Here is a 16,979-nt window from a genome sequence, read left to right as displayed (position 1 = left end):
CCAATTTAACATCCACCTCAAACAGGTATGCAAAAATTAGGGACAGAACAATCAGGCAAGTTTTCGCGGACGACCGCGGGGTAGCGGTGTCAAACGTCGTTCCGTCTGATCTTCCAGCGCGTGCCGGAATGCCGGCGTTCCAAGAGGCCAGCCCGCGCTCAGCGCCCCGCGAATCTCTTCGATTTTCTTGGTTGTGAGCGCCTGCTCATACAGGTGGCGATAAGCTGCCTCGCGGTCGAATGGGGTGTTGCCCAGCGCCCAATATTGGGCTGGCTCCGTCACCAGCGGGTCCACCTTTGCCCCGAGGTGGTGGGGCGCGCTGCACCAAGCGTTCTCTTGCTGCCCGCTCGGCCCACCGTCAGCCGCGCCTTCCACGAACAGCATGCAATCAAGCAAGTGCTGTTCCGGCTCCACCACCGTCGCCCGAAACCGCCCTTCCCACAGCGCCCCACGCCGGCCGTGCCTGCGGTTGAAGCGGATCACATACCCGCGGCCGATTGCCTGGATCAGTTTGCTGAGGCCATCGGCGGCCATCGGCTTGGCGAGCAGGCGCACCTCGTGCTCCAGCAGTCCATACGCATGCAGCTGAACGCCATGCTGAAGCGCCGCCTCCTGGAGAAGATCGCGAAAGAGCGCGCGGTCGAGGTCATCCACGAAGACCAGCCCGCGATCGTGGCCCCGTTGCACGACGAGGTGCGGCCAGCCGGGAATGCACAAGCGCGTCAGCCGGGCCATGGCGTCAATCGAAGAGGCGACGGCCGGTAAGGCGCTCGTGTTCCTTGAGGGCGTAGCGGTCGGTCATGCCGGCGATGTAGTCGGCAATGCCGCGGGGCGAGGGCTCGAAGCGCCCTTGCGCCGATTCCGAAAAGTCGGTGCGGTACGCCTGGAACAGGTCGCGGATCACTTGCTTGGCGCTGTCGGTCGTGGCGACAACCTTGGGGTGGCGGTACAGATTCGTTCGCAGGAAGCGCTTCAGCGCCTGGCTGTCGGTGGCCATCGGCTCGGTGAAGGACACCAGGGGCCGCGAGCGTCGCGCTTGGTCGACGCTTGTAGGTGCAGCCTCGTCGAGCGCTTGCGAGGTCGCTTCGAGCACGTCATAGACCTGCGCGGACAGCATGCGCCGGATGGTCTCGAACAGCAGTCGCCGGCCCGCGAGCGTCGGGTGCTGTGCCACGGCCTCGCGCCGGAAGCGCGCGAAAAGCGGCACCTCGTCGAGCTGCTCCATGTCGATCAAGCCGGAGCGCACACCATCGTCCACGTCGTGCGCGTTGTAGGCGATCTCGTCGGCGATGTTGCACAACTGCGCCTCGAGGCTCGGCTGCGTGCGGTCGACGAATCGCCGCGCCACACCATCGGGCTCGTTTGCGACGAGTGCCTTGGCATGCCGCAAAGAGCAGTGCTTGAGGATGCCCTCGCGCGTCTCGAACGTGAGGTTGAGGCCATCGAATTCGGGGTAGCGCTCTTCCAGCGTGTCGACGACCCGCAGGCTTTGCAGGTTGTGTTCGAAACCACCACCCTCCGGATCGGCCTCGCGCAGGCAGTCGTCCAGCGCATCCTGCCCCGCGTGGCCGAACGGGGTGTGGCCGAGGTCGTGCGCCAGCGCAATGGCCTCTACCAGGTCTTCGTTGAGCCCAAGTGTCCTGGCGATCGAACGGCCCAGTTGGGCGACCTCAAGGGAGTGCGTCAGTCGGGTGCGGAATAGGTCGCCCTCATGGTTGAGAAAGACCTGGGTCTTGTAGACCAGGCGGCGGAACGCCGTGCTGTGCACGATGCGATCGCGGTCTCGCTGGTAGTCACTGCGCGTGGGAGCGGGCGGCTCTGCATGCCGCCGGCCGCGCGTGAAGGCGGGGTCGCACGCGTAGGGCTTTAGCATGCGGGGAAACGCGAGGCTGTCGTCAGGCCGTGTGCGCGGCGATCACGTCTCGCACCATGGCATCAGGTGCGGGCCGCATGACGGCGCGGCCAGGCGCTTCGATCACGACGAATCGGATCTCGCCGGCTTCCGACTTCTTGTCGACGCGCATCAACTCGAGGTAACGCTCAGCGCCCAGCGCCGGGCCGCGGATCGGGAGACGCGCGCGTTCGATGAGCCGCGTCAGCCGTTCGGCATAGGCCGCATCGACGAAGCCGAGTCGTTGCGACAGATCGATGGCCATCACCATGCCGCAGCCCACCGCTTCGCCATGCAGCCACTCGCCATACCCGAGGCCGGCTTCTATGGCGTGGCCGAACGTGTGGCCGAAGTTGAGGATCGCTCGCAGCCCCGTCTCGCGCTCGTCTTGGCCGACGACCCAGGCCTTGATCTCGCAGGAGCGCTTCACGGCATATGCCAAGGCCGCCTTGTCGCGTGCCAGCAAGGCGTCAAGATTGGCTTCGATCCAATGCAGGAAGGCGTCGTCAGCGATAGGACCGTATTTGATGACCTCAGCCAGCCCGGCCGAAAGTTCGCGCTCGGGCAGAGTATCCAGCGTGTCGAGATCGGCGATGACACGCAGGGGCTGGTAGAACGCGCCAATCATGTTCTTTCCCATCGGGTGGTTGATCGCGGTCTTGCCGCCGACCGAGGAATCGACTTGCGCCAGCAACGTTGTGGGGATCTGGACGAAGGGCACGCCGCGCATGTAGCAGGCAGCGGAGAAACCGGCGATGTCACCGACCACCCCCCCGCCGAGCGCGAAGATCAAAGTTTTGCGATCACAGCCGGCACCCAGGAGTCTGTCAAAGATCAGATTGAGCGACGTCCAGTCCTTGTAGGCTTCGCCATCTGGCAGTTCGATCAGAAGGACCGGTCTGTATTTGCGCTGCAGCAGCGCCAGAGTACGGGCGGCATAGAGCTTCGACACGGCGGGATTGGTGACGACCAGCGCCGTGGTGGCGGCCGGAAGCTTGTCAAGACTTGCTCCGTCGTCCAGCAGGCCAGTCCCTATGACGATGTCATAGCTTCGATCGGAAAGCTCTATACCGACGCACTCAGTCTTTGGAACCATGCCAGCAAGTGTACCGGCGAGCACTCAGCCCTCTCGGGAAGGGATAAAGGGGTCTACCGGGGACAGAGCGAGCCCAGGGTCGATCTCGCCCGCCAGTTCGAGTTGCATCAGGACGTTGTTCACCAAGGCGCCAACCGAGGGACGACCCGTTTCCACCGTGAAATGAGCGACTTGGCGGTAGAGGGGGTCCCGTTCTTGGTACAACTCCCGCAGCTTTGCCAACGGATCGGCGACCTGAAGCAGCGGACGAGAGCTGTCGTGCCGTAGGCGCCGAAACAGTTCCTCGGGAGACGAATGAAGATAGACGACGCGATAGCGTTGGTGCAGCCGCTCCCTGCTGTCTGCTCTGAGAAGCGCCCCTCCACCCGTCGCGATCACCAAACCCTGGGACTTTGTCAGCTCGTCGATGACTGTGGATTCGATCTCTCGGAAGGCTTTTTCACCTTCGCGTTCGAAGAAGGCGCGAATAGAGCTGCCGAGTCGCTTTTCAATGAGGACATCGGAATCGGCAAAGGTCCAACCCAGACGCTTGGCGAGTTGCCGGCCCACAGTGGACTTTCCACCACCAGGCATGCCGACGAGAGCCAGCCCCCTTATGCCGGCAGCACTCATGGCCAGATTAGAGCGGTGCTTGACTAGCTGCCAGACCCTGAAGCAGCCGTGACCGTGACTGTCGCAACACGCCGCAGGTCATCCATCACAGTGACAGTCATTTCTAAACATCCAGTCGCGAACACTGCAAATTGCTGATTGCGATTGGCAACAATGTACTCACCCATGTGGGTAGGCGTCGTGCTGCCTGGCGGGCCGAACGTAATTCTCGTGTGTTCGGGGCTCAGTACGCGGTACGGCGCTGTCCCTCCAATCACGGTGATGTCCGCAACGCGTGTATTGGCACCAGGGCACAGGGCTGTGCCAGTTGCATAGCCCGCCTCGTCGGGACTAACCTGGAACGATGACCCAACTTGGCCTGCCGTATCGTCTGAGCTCCCGCCGCAGGCGGACAGCAGGGCGAGCCCCGCCAACGGAATCATCACCAGCTTTCTTGTCTTCGACTTCATATCTGTGCCCACCTGTCTTCGAATCTTCAGCACTCAATCAAGCAACGTTACCTCGTCGCAATCTCGGGTCAGCGCGCAGCCGTCCTGTCCGTGATGACCTTGGGGGTCAGGAACACCAGAAGTTCGGTCTTGGCTGTCGTGCGCGTCTTGGTTTTGAACAAATTTCCCAGGACCGGAATATCGCCCAACAGTGGCACCTTGGTCACGTCATCGCGCTCGTTCTGTGTAAAGATGCCGCCGATTACCACCGTTCCACCGTTCTCAACGAGGATCTGTGTCCGGACATGTTTCGTGTCGATGGCAAAGCCCGCAGCAGTATTGCGCCCCACGCTGTCTTTGTTGACATCCACGTCCAAGATCACGTTGCCTTCCGGCGTGATCTGCGGCGTCACTTCGAGCTTCAGATTGGCCTTGCGAAATTGCAACGCTGTCGCCCCGCTGGAAGTGGCCATTTGGTAGGGCAGCTCTTCGCCCTGTTCGATCAACGCCTTGACCTGGTCCGCGGTGATGACACGAGGACTGGAAACCACTTTGCCCTTGCCATCGGCTTCGAGCGCAGAGATCTCAAGATTAAGGAAGCGGTTCGCTGCCGCGCTGAACAGTGACACGGCGAACGTGGCAGCGTTGTAGTTGTTTTGCCCAACCGCGGGCAGGTTGATGAATTGCGTATCGTTGAATGGGATGGTGGTCCCGCTGACCTGACCCGTTTGCAGCCCGATCGCATTCATGTTGCCGCCGATGCCAACGCTCGCCTCTGGCGTGCCGTATCCGGCCACCCCCCCTCGCAGCCCGCGAAGGTCGGTGGATCCAAGCTTTACGCCCAATGAACGTCCAAAGGTGTCGCCAGCCTCAACGATGCGAGCTTCGATGAGCACCTGGCGAACGGGAATGTCGATCTTTGCGATCATTGCTTGAATCTCTTCAAGCTTCGACGGGATGTCGGTGATGAACAGCTGGTTAGTGCGCGATTCGGCGATCACGCTGCCGCGCGAAGACAGGATGCGAGAAGACGCACCGCCACCCCCACCGCTGCTCTGCCCGGCCAGCCCCTTTGCAACGTCTTCTGCCTTCGTGTAGTTCAACTGGAAGGACTGCGTGCGCACGGGCTCCAAGCTGGCAATCTGGGCCTTGGCTTCAAGTTCGACCTTCTCCTTGGCCGCCAATTCATCCTTCGGTGCAATGAGAATCACGTTGCCCGATTTGCGAAGGCCGAGGCCCTTGGCCTGCAGGATGATGTCCAGCGCCTGGTCCCAGGGGACATCCTTCAACCGCAAGGTCACGCTTCCTGTCACCGTGTCGCTCGTGACCACGTTGAAGTTGGTGAAGTCGGCAATGACCTGAAGCAACGCCCGAACCTCGATGTTCTGGAAGTTGAGCGACAGCTTCTCGCCGGCATAACCAGGGCCCTGCACGAGCTTGTTCGGATCGACCTTTTGTGTGCGCACTTCTAGAACAAACTGATTGTCCGTCTGGTAAGCGCTGTGCTCCCAAGCACCGCGGGGCTCCACCACCATGCGTACGCGGTCACCCGATTGGAACGCGGAGATCGACTGCACCGGCGTTCCGAAGTCGGTGACATCGAGCCGCTTGCGCAAGCTCTCAGGCAAGTTCGAGCGAAGGAACTCGACGACAAGACTCTGGCCTTGCTGGCGGATGTCGACGCCGACCTGGTTGTTCGGCAGATCCACGACAACACGACCCGAACCGTCTTGGCCGCGGCGGAAATCGATGCCCTTCAGCGGCAGCTGGGACGGGTTCTGACTTTCAGCAAAGTGCACCGGCTCGCTGCTCGTCGACGATCCGCCGGCCGTAGGAGAAGCCGTGCTTTCCATGACCACCAGCAGCACCTTGCCCTGCAGCTGAGCACGATAGTTCGCTGCCTGTTTCAGGTTCAGCACGAGTCGCGTGCGATCCCCCGCCTGCGCAACGTTCACCGAACGGAGGTTGCCCTGGTTGATTTCGATGTTGGAGCGACCCAGCGCGTTGCCAACGTTAGGTAGGTCGAGCGCGATGCGCGGAGGCGTCTGCACCGTGAACCCAGACGGCACAGCCGACAGCGGTTCGGACAATTCGATCCGCACGACTTCCGATCCGGCCTGCTGAGCGCTGTTGATCGACTGGATCGCGTTCTGCGCGTGAGTCGCCGCGGAAGCGCCGAAGAACAACGCGAGCGCGAAGAGTCCTGCCCGCAATTTCCCCATGGTCTGTATCTCCTGCATGTTCTTCATCGCGCCTTCTCCTGAAGTTGAAGGGAGCTGGTGCGCTCGATCCATTCGCCTGCTGCGTCTTGAACAATCTCGCGGAACGAGATGTCGGTCTCGGTGATCTTGGTGATCTTTCCGTAGTTCTGGCCGAGGTAGTCACCCGTCTTGACCTGATACAGCAGGTTGTCCACTCTCAGCAGGGCATACGGCCGCCCCTGCTTGGTGACGCTGCCGACCATGCTCATGCTGTCGACGGGGTAGGCCTCCAAAGGCTCCTTGCGCCGATTGATTTCGGCGGCAAGCAGCGAGTTGGACTGCCGAGCTTCCTGCTTGATGGCAACCGTCAGCTTCTGAGCGCTGAAGGGCTCAACGGCATTGCCTGCCAAGTAGGCCTGCGGAATGAACTTCTTCGGCGCCGACAGCGGGGGGACATTGGGCTTCACCTCTCGGCGCTGCTGCTCGATCCACTGCTGCAGCTCTTCCTGCGCGCCGGTGCACCCCACCAACACAACCGAGACCGGCAGCACCATAAGGATCGCGCGAGCTGAATGCACAACACTCTTGCTCATTTCTTGGCCCCCGCCTTGGCCTTCGCGGCAGCCGCTCGTTGTTCCGCGATCTCGTTGCTGTCAAGGTAGCGGTAGGTACGCGCCGTCGCCTCCATCGCCAACAAGCCAGTGCCAGCGCCGTCCTTGCCAGCTGGGGTGGCCGCTCCGATGGTCAAGCCATGAAGGGTCACGATGCGGGACAAGTTAGCCACGTCCGCAGCGAAGTTGCCAATGTCGTGATACCGCCCAGAGACACGCACCGAGATCGGGAGTTCGGCATAGTAGTCCTTCACGACGACCTGGCCAGGGCGGAACAGTTCGAACTGCAAGCCACGGCCTAGGCCGGCCTGATTGATGTCGGACAGCAGGGCGTCCATCTCGGCCTTACCCGGCAGCTGCTTTTCAAGCTGGGTGACGTACTCCTCGACCTGCAGTTTCTGCTTGCGAAGCTCTTCGAGGTTGACCGCCTGGGCCAGCTTTCCGCGATAGTCCTGCTTGAGCGTCGGCTCCTTGCCGCGCTCGGTCTCCAACTCTTCCGCTGCGGTGGACAGCAGCAGGAACCACCCGACCACCACCATGAAGACGGCTAGAGCGATCCAGACCGCGATCTTGGGCAGCATCGGCCATTGGCCGGGCTCATTGGGATTCAGCCCACGGAATTGAGAAGCCGCCGCCCCAAACACGGAGTTGAGGTCGACGTTGAGGGATTTGCCTTGTGTTGCCATGGCGTGCGGCCTTCAGGGTTTCGGCTTCACAGCAGCGGCTCCGCCAGCAGCCGGCGCAGGAACCACGCCCGACGCTGCACCTGCAGCGGCCTTCGCGTCCACATCCTGCGGGCGCTTGATGCTGATCCGCATGGCGAAGTCATACAGACGCTTCTGTTCACGCCCCGACGCAGCCTGAACCGTTGCGGCCTTGATCTCGACAAGCTCGGGGCGCACCAGCCATTCCGAGTTGTTGCCCGTGTTGCGCAGGAGTTCGGAAACACGCTCATTGGTCTGGGCCACGCCAGACAGGGTCAGCACCTGCCCGTCCTGCTTGATGGTGCGGTAGTAGATGCCTTCAGGCGTCTGCTTCACGAGTTCGTTGAGCACATGCACCGGGACGTTGCGGTCGATCTGCAGGTCTTCGACGGCCTTCTGGCGAGCCTTGAGGGCTTCGATTTCCGAGCGAAGGTTCGCGATGTCCTTGATCTGGACTTCGAGCTCCTTGATCTTGGTGGTCAGGAACTGGTTTCGCTCCTGCTGGCTCACCGTCATCTGCTGAAGCACGAGATACCAAAGCCCTACGACCACCAAACCCGCCGCGGCGGCGAGCCCGAGGCCCACGAAGAAGGCCGCTTTGCGGCGCTTGCGCTTCTCTTCCCGATGCGGGAGCAGGTTGATCAAGATCACTGCAGGAACCTCCGCATCGCCAAGCCACAGGCCGTCAGGTACGACGGGGCCTCACGGCGCAGCTTGCTTTCACGCACGGCAGACCCGAGCTTCATGTTGTCGAAGGGGTTCACCACCATCGACGCGAAGCCGGTCAGCTCAGTGACGCGGTCCTTGAGGCCGGGCAGCGTTGCCGTGCCACCTGCGAGCATCACGTAGTGGACCTTGTGGTGAGGCGTGCTGGTGAAGAAGTACTGCAGCGCCCGACCGATCTCCTGCGAGAGGCTGTCGACGAACGGCGCCAGGATCGAGGTCTCGTAGTCTTCCGGCAGATCGGCCGCCAGCTTCTTCTGCTCGGCTTCTTCGAAGGAGAAGCCGTACTGACGGGAGATGAGCTGCGTCAACTGGGCGCCACCGAACGCTTGATCGCGGTCGTAAAGCATCTCGTCGTCACGCAGCACCTTGAGGCTCGTCGTGTCGGCGCCGATTTCAAAGAGCGCCACGAGTGCGTCCTTGCCTTCGTTCGGTAGGGCTTCGATCAGTCGGCCCATGGCGAGGCGAGACGCGTGTGACTCGATGTCGAGCACCACGGGCTTCAGGCCCGCCGCCTCGGCGAGACCCTGCCGGTCCTGCACCCTGTCCTTGCGAGACGCGGCGATCAGCACTTCGACGTCGCCAACCGAGGTCGGGCTCGGGCCGATCACCGAGAAGTCAAGACTGACTTCGTCCAACGAGAAGGGAATGTATTGATTGGCCTCGGACTCGACCTGCAGTTCGAGCTCTTCTTCGCGCAGACCTGCCGGCAGCATGATCTTCTTGGTGATCACCGCGGACTGAGGCATGGCCATGATCACCTGCCGCGTCTTGGTGCCACTCTTGGTGACCACACGACGGACGGCTTCGGCCACTTCGTCGAATTTCTCGATCTGCCCATCGGCGATCCAGCCCTTTTCGAAGGGCTCCGCCGCAAAGCGCTCGAGTACGTACTCACCAGACGCGCTCTGCCCCAACTCGACCAGCTTGACGCTGGACGAGCTGATGTCCAAGCCGATCATCGGTGGATGCTTGCGGCCCAACAACATGTCTAGGAAGCTCACGAGACCCTCTCCCAACGCGCTCAAAAATGGGCGCTGGATTGTTAAGAAGTTACTTCAATGCTAGCAGTAAAGTCTTTGTACAACAAAGAAATTTCCAATTTTCACAACCTCAGCTCGTTGCGAAACTCTGACGCAAAAAAGCGCCAAAAAACGGCAACTTCGGGTCAACCCTGAGCGCGTTTTGTCGCTTATTTGAGAAGCAGTTCACACCTCCGGGCGGACGGGGGCAATTCCTATAATCAGCCCCCACTTCGTTGGAGTTCCATGAGCGAAACCGATCGACCAGACGCCAGCCCACAAAGCCGTTTCGGGTCATTGCCGCCGTGGGCGCGCTGGCTGGCCAGAGTGACGGCCTGGTCGTTGGGAGGCTTGGCCGCTCTGGCGCTGATGGGGCTGATGCTGGCGGGCCTGGCCCTTGCGGTGGCATACCCGAACTTGCCTGAAATCAGCGGCCTGGTGGACTACCGGCCCAAGTTGCCGATGCGGGTGTACACATCGGATGGGGTGCTGCTCGGGGAGTTTGGCGAGGAGCGGCGCAACTTCACCCCCATCGCCCAGGTGCCCAAGGTGATGCAGCAGGCGGTGCTGGCCATCGAAGATGCGCGCTTCTACCAGCACAGTGGCGTCGACTACAAAGGTGTGCTGCGGGCGGCAGTGGCGCAGTTCGCGGAATCTCGCAGCCAGGGCGCGTCGACCATCACGATGCAGGTGGCCCGCAACTTCTACCTGTCGACCGAGAAGACCTTCACCCGCAAGATCTATGAAGTGCTGCTGGCGCTGAAGATCGAGAGCCTGCTGACGAAGGAGCAGATCCTCGAGGTCTACATGAACCAGATCTTCCTCGGCCAGCGCGCCTACGGCTTTGCCGCCGCCAGCGAGATCTACTTCGGCAAGCCACTGAAGGACATCACCGTCGCCGAAGCGGCCATGCTGGCCGGGCTGCCCAAGGCGCCTTCGGCCTACAACCCGATCACGAACCCGCGCCGGGCCACCGTTCGCCAGCAGTACATCATCGACCGCATGCTGGAAAACGGCTTCATCACGCCCGAACAGCATGACGCCGCGCGCAACCAGACGCTGCGCTACCGCGCGCCGTCCGAAGTGGCGGTGCACGCGGAGTACGTCGCCGAAGCCGCCCGGCAGATGATCTTCAGCCAGTACGGTGACGAAGCCTATACCCGCGGGCTCAACGTCCACCTCACGATCAACGCCGCGGAGCAGATGGCCGCCTACCGTGCGCTGCGAAAGGGCATCCTCGACTATGAACGGCGCCAGGTCTACCGGGGCCCGGAGGCCTACGTCAACCTGCCCGGCAACGCCAAGGACATCGACGCCCGTGTTGCCGAGGCGCTCGACGACCACCCCGACAACGACGAACTGCGGGCCGGCGTGGCCTTGGAAGCTGGCCCCCGCAAGGTGGTCGCGGTGCTGCAGAACGGCGAGACGATCACCGTCACCGGCGAGGGTCTGAAGCCCGTCACCTCTGGTCTTGCCGAGAAGGGCAACCCCAAGACGCAGATCCGCCGCGGTGCGGTAATCCGCCTGGTCAAGGGCCCGAAGGGCGACTGGTCGGTCACGCAGCTGCCGGAAGTCGAAGGCGCCTTCGTGTCGCTCGACCCCCGCACAGGCGCGGTGCGGGCGATGGTGGGCGGCTTCGACTACGCCAAGAACAAGTTCAACCACGTGATCCAGGCCTGGCGGCAGCCGGGCTCCAGCTTCAAGCCCTTCATCTACTCGGCCGCGCTGGAAAAGGGCTTCACCCCCGCCACGGTGGTCAACGACGCCCCCCTCTTCTTCGATGCCGTCACGACGGGCAGCCAACCTTGGGAGCCCAAGAACTACGACGGCAGCTTCGATGGCCCGATGTCGATGCGCCGCGGCCTGGCCAAGTCGAAGAACATGGTGTCGATCCGCATCCTGCAGTCCATCACGCCGGCCTATGCACAGGAGTGGGTGACACGGTTCGGATTCGAGCCCGAGAAACACCCGGCCTACCTGACGATGGCCCTCGGCGCTGGCTCGGTGACGCCGCTGCAAATGGCCACGGCCTACGGCGTGTTCGCCAACGGCGGCTACCGGCTCAACCCTTTTCTCATCAGCAAGATCACCGACAACAAGGGCCGCACGCTGAACGAAGCCCAGCCACAGGCGCGCGATGACAGCACCCGCACGATCGACGCCCGCAACGCCTTCGTGATGACGAGCCTGCTGCAGGAAGTCACGCGCTCGGGCACCGCGGCGCGCGCGCAAGGTGCGCTCAAGCGACCCGACATCTACGGCAAGACCGGCACCACCAACGACTCAATGGACGCCTGGTTCGCCGGCTACCAGCGCAGCGTGGTGGCGGTGGTCTGGATCGGCTACGACACCCCGCGCAAGCTGGGAGACCGCGAAACCGGCGGAGGCTTGTCGCTGCCCGTCTGGGTCGACTACATGAGCCAGGCCTTGAAGGGCGTGCCGGTCGAGGAAGCGTCAGCGCCCGAGGGCGTGGTCAACCTCGGCGGCGAGTGGTATTACGACGAGTTCACGCACGGCAAGGGCGTGAGCAGCCTCGGTCTCGACGACAAGCTGCCGACCGCGCCGACCGAAGAAGAAAAGAAAAGCATCCTCGATCTCTTCAAGCGCTGAGCCACAGCGCAATCGAGCGGCTCAGGCCAGCGGTGCGAACCTGAGCGCCACACCCGCCTGCTCGCTGGCGCACGCCGAGAGCAAGGCGAAGAACTCTTGGCCTTCGCGCGAGTCCATCCATTGGCCGTTGACGTGCTTGAAGTGGTAGCCGCCCGATCGAGCCGCCAGCCACAGCTCGTGCAGCGGCGGCTGGGTATTGACGATGAGCTTGCTGCCGTTGGGCAGGCTCAACTCGAGCAGGCCGCCGGTACGATGCGTGTCGATGTCGACCACGTCGTCTTGCAGCCACCTATCGACCGTGGACTCGATCGACGACAGGACCGCACCCGTCAGCGCATGGAACTGGGCGTCGGTGAGCGGGGTGGGCACAAGTTCAACGGTCATGATCACAAGGAGTTCAGCGCATGGCGGGCAGACGATTCAGTTTAGCGGTGCGTGCCATGGGTCGGCTTGCAGTAGGCACACTCACCACGCTGGTGCTGTTGTCGGCCTGTGGCCAGAAGGGCCCGCTGACCCTGCCGAAAACGCCGGCAGCCGCCAGCGCACCGGCCGCCTCGGCGCCACGCTGAGCAGCAGCTTCAGAGGCGCCCTTCCTCGACGGCGTGGCAAGCCACCTGGATGCCGCGCAGGCTCAGCAGCACTGGGCGCTCGACGCGGCAGCGCTCGTTCGCATGCGGGCAACGCGGGTGGAATGAACACCCGGGCGGCGGCGCGAGCGGGTTGGGCACTTCGCCCTGCACCGGCGTGCGCGCCCTGCCGGTCATGCCGATGTCGGGAATTGCATCGATCAGCATGCGGGTGTACGGGTGGCGAGGCGCGATGAAGATCGCCGACTTCTCCGCCACTTCCACCAGACGCCCCAGGTACATCACGCCCACCGTGTCGCTCACGTGCCGCACCACCGCGAGGTTGTGCGAGATGAAGAGATAGGTGAGCCCGTGCCGCTGCTGCAGGTCCTTCATCAGATTGAGCACCTGCGCCTGCACCGACACATCGAGCGCCGATGTCGGCTCATCGCACACGAGAAACTCGGGCTGCGTGGCCAGCGCGCGCGCAATCGACACACGCTGGCGCTGCCCGCCCGAGAACTGGTGCGGGTACTTGCGCATGTCACCCGCCACCAGGCCGACCGATCCGAGCAGCTGCGCCACGCGCTCGTCGAGTTCGTGCCGCCCCGATACGAGACGGTGCTCCGTCAAGGCCTCGGCGACGATATCGCGCACGGTCCAGCGCGGGTTGAGGCTGGCGTAGGGGTCCTGGAAGATCATCTGCATGCGGCGACGCAATGGCAGCGCCTGCCGCCCCGCGAGCGCCTGCGCGATGTTCTGCCCGTCGAACAACACGTCGCCCGCGGTCGGCCGATGCAGGCCCACGAGCAATCGCGCCACGGTGCTCTTGCCGCAGCCCGATTCGCCGACGAGCGACAGCGTGCGGCCCTGCGCGATGGAGAAGCTCACGTCGTCGACCGCGTGCACCCATTGGCGGGCACGGCCTTCGATCACCCGGTTCAACCACGGCGGCGAGACATCGAAGCGTTTGCTGAGGTGGCGTGTTTCGACGAGCGTCCTCATGTGGCTCCGCTCCGATCGTGCAACCAGCAGGCGGCCTGCGCCCTGCCCACCGCGAACATGACCGGCCGCTCCACGCGGCAACGCGGCATCGCCTGCGGGCAGCGTGGGTGAAACGCGCAGCCTGGCGGCACCGCATCGAGGCGCGGCATCGCACCGTCGATCTGCAGGAGCCGGTCGCGGTCTTGGTCGAGCGCCGGAATCGCCCCCATCAGCCCCGCCGTATAGGGATGCGCCGGCTCGTGGATGACCGACTGCACCGGCCCGACTTCGACCACACGGCCGGCGTACATCACGGCCACACGGTCGCAGGTCTCGGCGATCACGCCCATGTCGTGCGTGATGAGCATGACGGCCGTGCCATGCTCCTTGCACACACGCTTGAGCAAGGCGATCACCTGCGCCTGCACCGAGACGTCGAGCGCGGTCGTCGGCTCGTCGGCCACCACCAGGCGCGGTTGCGCGGCGAGCGCCAACGCGATGACCACGCGCTGCCGCATGCCGCCGGAAAACTGATGCGGGTAATGATCGAAGCGCTGCTCAGGCGCCGGGATGCCAGTCTCTTGCAGCAGCGCGATCGCACGCTGGCGCGCCTGCGCTTCGCTCATGGGCAGATGCACGCGGATGGTTTCGGTGAGCTGGCGCCCCACGGTGTAGAGGGGGTTGAGCGAGGTGAGCGGGTCCTGGAAGATGGCGCCGATGTGGCGCCCACGCAGCTTGCGCATCTCGTCGTGCGGCAGGTTGTCGATGCGGCGGCCGTCGAAACGGATCTCGCCGCCTGCGATGCGCCCCGGGGGCTCGATCAGCCCGATGATGGCCGCACCCGTCAGCGACTTGCCAGCGCCCGACTCACCCACCACCCCGAGGACTTCGCCCGGCGCGATGCTGAACGACACCTCGTCGAGCGCGACCAGCGTGCCGCGGCGGGATGGGAACTCAACCCTCAGCCGATCGACTTCAAGCAATGCAGTTGGATTCATGCCTCAGCGCAGGCGCGGGTTGAGCGCATCGCGCAGCCAGTCGCCGAGCAGGTTGATGCTCAAGGCGATCAGCACCAGCATCGCCCCCGGGAAGATCGTGATCCACCACTCGCCCGACATGAGGAAGTCGTTGCCGACGCGGATCAAGGTGCCGAGCGAGGGTGAGGTGACGGGCATGCCCACACCCAGGAAGGAGAGTGTCGCCTCGATCAGGATCGCGGTGGCCACCTGGATCGTGGCCAGGACGGTCACCGGCCCCAGCACATTGGGCAGCACATGCCGGCGCATCAGTCGCAACGGCGGCACGCCGATCACGCGAGCCGCCTGAACGTATTCCTTGTTGCGCTCGACCAGCGTGGAGCCTCGCACCGTGCGCGCGTACTGCACCCAGCCGGTCAAGGAGATCGCGACGATGAGCACGGCGAAGGCAAGGCTGTCGTGCGCCGCCGGAAAGATCGCACGTCCGACACCATCGACCAGCAAGGCCACCAGGATGGCGGGGAAGGACAGCATCACGTCGCACACGCGCATGATGAGCGCGTCGGTCTTGCCGCCGGCATAACCGGCGATGAGCCCGAGCGCCACGCCGATCACCACCGACACGACCACCGACGCCACACCCACCATCAGCGAGATGCGGGTGCCATACATCAAGGCCGAAAGGATGTCGCGGCCCTGGGCATCGGTGCCCAGGAGATAACGCGCTTTGCCCTCGGCGAGCCACGCAGGTGGCAGCAAGGCATCGGCCAGCTCCAGCGAGGCGAGGTCCATCGGGTTGTGCGGCGCCACCCAGTCGGCAAAAACCGCGCAGAAGACGCACACCAATGCAACGGCCGCCGACACGATCGCCGACGGCGAGCCCTTGAAGCTGTGCCAGACGTCGCTGTCGAAGAAGCGCCCGCTGAAAACAGCGCTCACGCGACCTTCTCTCTCATTTGGCCTTCTCGCTCAGGGTCACCCACTTGTAGGGCATGAAATTGTCTGCCAGTTGCACGAGCGTGACGGTCTTCTTCATCGCCCACGCCAACGATTGCTGGTGCAACGGCAGGTGGCCGATGTCGGCGGCGTGGGCCTCGAACGCTTCTCGGATCATCGCGTTGCGCCTAGCCTGGTCGGTTTCACTCTGGATCCTGAGCGTGAGCTCATCGACCTTCGCATTGCTGTAGGCACCGAGGTTGAACTGCCCCTGGCCCTTGTCGGTGGGCGAGGCCATCAGCGCCGAGAGCGCGTTGTGCGCGTCGTAGGTGCTGGGTGTCCACCCGAGCAGGTAGAAGCTCGTGTCGCGGCGCAGGATCTTCGGAAAGTAGGTCACCTTGGTCTCGGTCTGCAGGTTCACCTTCACGCCGACGCGCGCGAGATTGGCGGCAACGGCCTGGCAGATGTCGGCGTCGTTGACGTAGCGATCGTTGGGGCAGTTGAGCGCGACCTCGAAACCACTCGGGTACCCGGCTTCGGCCAGCAGCCTCTTGGAGGCCTCGGGGTCGTAGGGCAGGCGCTTGTTCTGATCGGGTGAGAACCCGCGGATGCCTGGTCCCACCATCAGCGCCATCGGAAGCGCCGCGCCGCGCATCACGCGGCTCTTGATGGTCTCGATGTCGATGGCCTGGTAGAAGGCCTGGCGCACCCGCTTGTCCTTGAAGGGGTTCTTGCCCTTCACGTTGGAAAAGAGGAGTTCATCCCGCTTCTGGTCCATGCCGAGGAAGATGGTGCGCAGCTCAGGGCCCTGCATCACCTTCAACTTGGGCGAGGCCTTGATGCGCTCGACGTCTTGCAATGGCACCGGCTCGATCACGTCGACCTCGCCGGACAGCAGGGCCGCGACGCGTGTGGCGGCGTTGCCGATCGGGGTGAAGACCACCTCAGTCACGTTGCCTTCGACCTTGTCCCAATAGGCGGCGTGGCGCACGAGCACCGTTCGCGAACCGGGCCGGCGCTCCTTCAACCGGAACGGGCCCGTGCCGTTGGCCTCGAAGCTCGCAGCATTCTCGATGCCTTTGCGACGATCGACGGGGGTGAGTGCCTTGTTCTCCTCGCACCACTTCCTGCTCATCACGTACACCTGCGTCAGCACATCCGGCAGGATCGGAAACGGCGTGAGCGTTTCGACTTCGATGGTGTGATCGTCGAGCTTGCGCACCTCCTTGAAGGTGTTGGTGTAGCCCTGCATGTCAGAGCCCGCGCCAGCCGCGCGGTTGAACGAGAAGACGACATCGTCTGCCGTGAAGGGCGTGCCGTCGTGGAATTTCACGCCGCGCCGCAACTCGAAGCGCCAGACAGTGGGTTTGGGCTGCGTCCATCTCGTGGCCAGCCCAGGCGTGAGGCCCAGTTCCTTGTCACGCGCCACCAAGGGCTCGTACACGTTGCCGGTGAACGTGAGCTGCAGCGACTCGTTGAGCGAGTGCGGGTCCATCGACTGCGCATCGCCCTGGTTGGCCACACGAAGCGTGACCGCCTGCGCGGTGCCGGCCGACAGGGCAAAAGCGAGTCCCATGGAGACGAGGTGACGGGTCTTCATCGTGTGTTCTCCGACGCG

At 63.5% G+C, this 16,979-nt stretch carries 16 protein-coding genes; 2 read left to right on the top strand and 14 right to left on the bottom strand.

Going from position 1 to position 16,979, the window contains the following annotated elements; translation table 11 throughout:
- Positions 1-51: 51 nt before the first annotated feature.
- The 9 genes from RXV79_RS04375 to RXV79_RS04335 form a co-directional block, all read right to left on the bottom strand.
- The gene (locus RXV79_RS04375) at positions 52-735 is read right to left on the bottom strand and encodes a transposase (protein ID WP_316702253.1); all 684 of its coding nucleotides are present in this window, start codon (positions 733-735) and stop codon (positions 52-54) included.
- Positions 736-739: 4 nt separating this feature from the next.
- Complete coding sequence (locus RXV79_RS04370; RefSeq protein ID WP_316702252.1) at positions 740-1,873, bottom strand: deoxyguanosinetriphosphate triphosphohydrolase; 1,134 nt, start codon at positions 1,871-1,873, stop codon at positions 740-742.
- Positions 1,874-1,895: 22 nt separating this feature from the next.
- Positions 1,896-2,987 carry a 3-dehydroquinate synthase gene (gene aroB / locus RXV79_RS04365; protein ID WP_316702251.1) on the bottom strand — a complete coding sequence of 364 codons (1,092 nt, stop codon included), beginning with the start codon at positions 2,985-2,987 and terminating at the stop codon, positions 1,896-1,898.
- Positions 2,988-3,011: 24 nt separating this feature from the next.
- A complete protein-coding gene (locus RXV79_RS04360; protein WP_316702250.1) occupies positions 3,012-3,599 on the bottom strand; it encodes a shikimate kinase in 588 nt (195 codons plus the stop codon).
- Between the two features lie 517 nt (positions 3,600-4,116).
- The gene (gene pilQ / locus RXV79_RS04355; RefSeq protein ID WP_316702249.1) at positions 4,117-6,276 is read right to left on the bottom strand and encodes a type IV pilus secretin PilQ; all 2,160 of its coding nucleotides are present in this window, start codon (positions 6,274-6,276) and stop codon (positions 4,117-4,119) included.
- Positions 6,273-6,782, bottom strand: coding sequence for a pilus assembly protein PilP (locus tag RXV79_RS04350; protein ID WP_316702248.1), 510 nt, complete (start codon positions 6,780-6,782; stop codon positions 6,273-6,275). Before RXV79_RS04350 ends, pilQ begins: the two co-directional genes overlap by 4 nt.
- Before the next feature lie 35 nt (positions 6,783-6,817).
- The gene (locus tag RXV79_RS04345; RefSeq protein ID WP_316702247.1) at positions 6,818-7,525 is read right to left on the bottom strand and encodes a type IV pilus inner membrane component PilO; all 708 of its coding nucleotides are present in this window, start codon (positions 7,523-7,525) and stop codon (positions 6,818-6,820) included.
- Positions 7,526-7,537: 12 nt separating this feature from the next.
- Complete coding sequence (locus tag RXV79_RS04340; RefSeq protein ID WP_316702246.1) at positions 7,538-8,194, bottom strand: PilN domain-containing protein; 657 nt, start codon at positions 8,192-8,194, stop codon at positions 7,538-7,540.
- Positions 8,191-9,228, bottom strand: coding sequence for a pilus assembly protein PilM (locus RXV79_RS04335; RefSeq protein WP_296722921.1), 1,038 nt, complete (start codon positions 9,226-9,228; stop codon positions 8,191-8,193). The genes RXV79_RS04340 and RXV79_RS04335 overlap by 4 nt, the downstream gene beginning before the upstream one ends.
- Positions 9,229-9,534: 306 nt before the next feature.
- Between RXV79_RS04335 and RXV79_RS04330 the strand changes: the two genes are divergently transcribed.
- Complete coding sequence (locus RXV79_RS04330; RefSeq protein ID WP_316702245.1) at positions 9,535-11,898, top strand: penicillin-binding protein 1A; 2,364 nt, start codon at positions 9,535-9,537, stop codon at positions 11,896-11,898.
- A 21-nt stretch (positions 11,899-11,919) separates the two neighbouring features.
- Here RXV79_RS04330 and cyaY read toward each other — a convergent pair whose 3' ends face one another.
- Positions 11,920-12,282: an iron donor protein CyaY gene (cyaY, locus tag RXV79_RS04325; RefSeq protein WP_316702244.1), complete on the bottom strand. Its 363-nt coding sequence runs from the start codon at positions 12,280-12,282 to the stop codon at positions 11,920-11,922.
- A 56-nt stretch (positions 12,283-12,338) separates the two neighbouring features.
- Between cyaY and lptM the strand changes: the two genes are divergently transcribed.
- Positions 12,339-12,467 carry an LPS translocon maturation chaperone LptM gene (gene lptM / locus RXV79_RS04320; protein WP_316702243.1) on the top strand — a complete coding sequence of 43 codons (129 nt, stop codon included), beginning with the start codon at positions 12,339-12,341 and terminating at the stop codon, positions 12,465-12,467.
- A 9-nt stretch (positions 12,468-12,476) separates the two neighbouring features.
- Here lptM and RXV79_RS04315 read toward each other — a convergent pair whose 3' ends face one another.
- From RXV79_RS04315 to RXV79_RS04300, 4 genes are read right to left on the bottom strand one after another with little or no spacing between them, the layout of a single operon-like run.
- Complete coding sequence (locus RXV79_RS04315; protein WP_316702242.1) at positions 12,477-13,469, bottom strand: ABC transporter ATP-binding protein; 993 nt, start codon at positions 13,467-13,469, stop codon at positions 12,477-12,479.
- Complete coding sequence (locus RXV79_RS04310) at positions 13,466-14,446, bottom strand: ABC transporter ATP-binding protein (RefSeq protein ID WP_316702241.1); 981 nt, start codon at positions 14,444-14,446, stop codon at positions 13,466-13,468. Before RXV79_RS04310 ends, RXV79_RS04315 begins: the two co-directional genes overlap by 4 nt.
- A gap of 3 nt (positions 14,447-14,449) precedes the next feature.
- On the bottom strand, positions 14,450-15,364 hold the full coding sequence (locus RXV79_RS04305; RefSeq protein WP_316702240.1) for an ABC transporter permease: 915 nt from the start codon (positions 15,362-15,364) through the stop codon (positions 14,450-14,452).
- A 13-nt stretch (positions 15,365-15,377) separates the two neighbouring features.
- A complete protein-coding gene (locus RXV79_RS04300; RefSeq protein ID WP_316702239.1) occupies positions 15,378-16,961 on the bottom strand; it encodes an ABC transporter substrate-binding protein in 1,584 nt (527 codons plus the stop codon).
- Between the last annotated feature and the right edge of the window lie 18 nt (positions 16,962-16,979).

Source organism: Piscinibacter gummiphilus, from assembly GCF_032681285.1.
GTDB lineage: Bacteria > Pseudomonadota > Gammaproteobacteria > Burkholderiales > Burkholderiaceae_C > Rhizobacter > Rhizobacter gummiphilus_A.
Note: the sequence above shows the minus strand (reverse complement) of the source record. Positions and strands in the feature narration are given on the sequence as shown.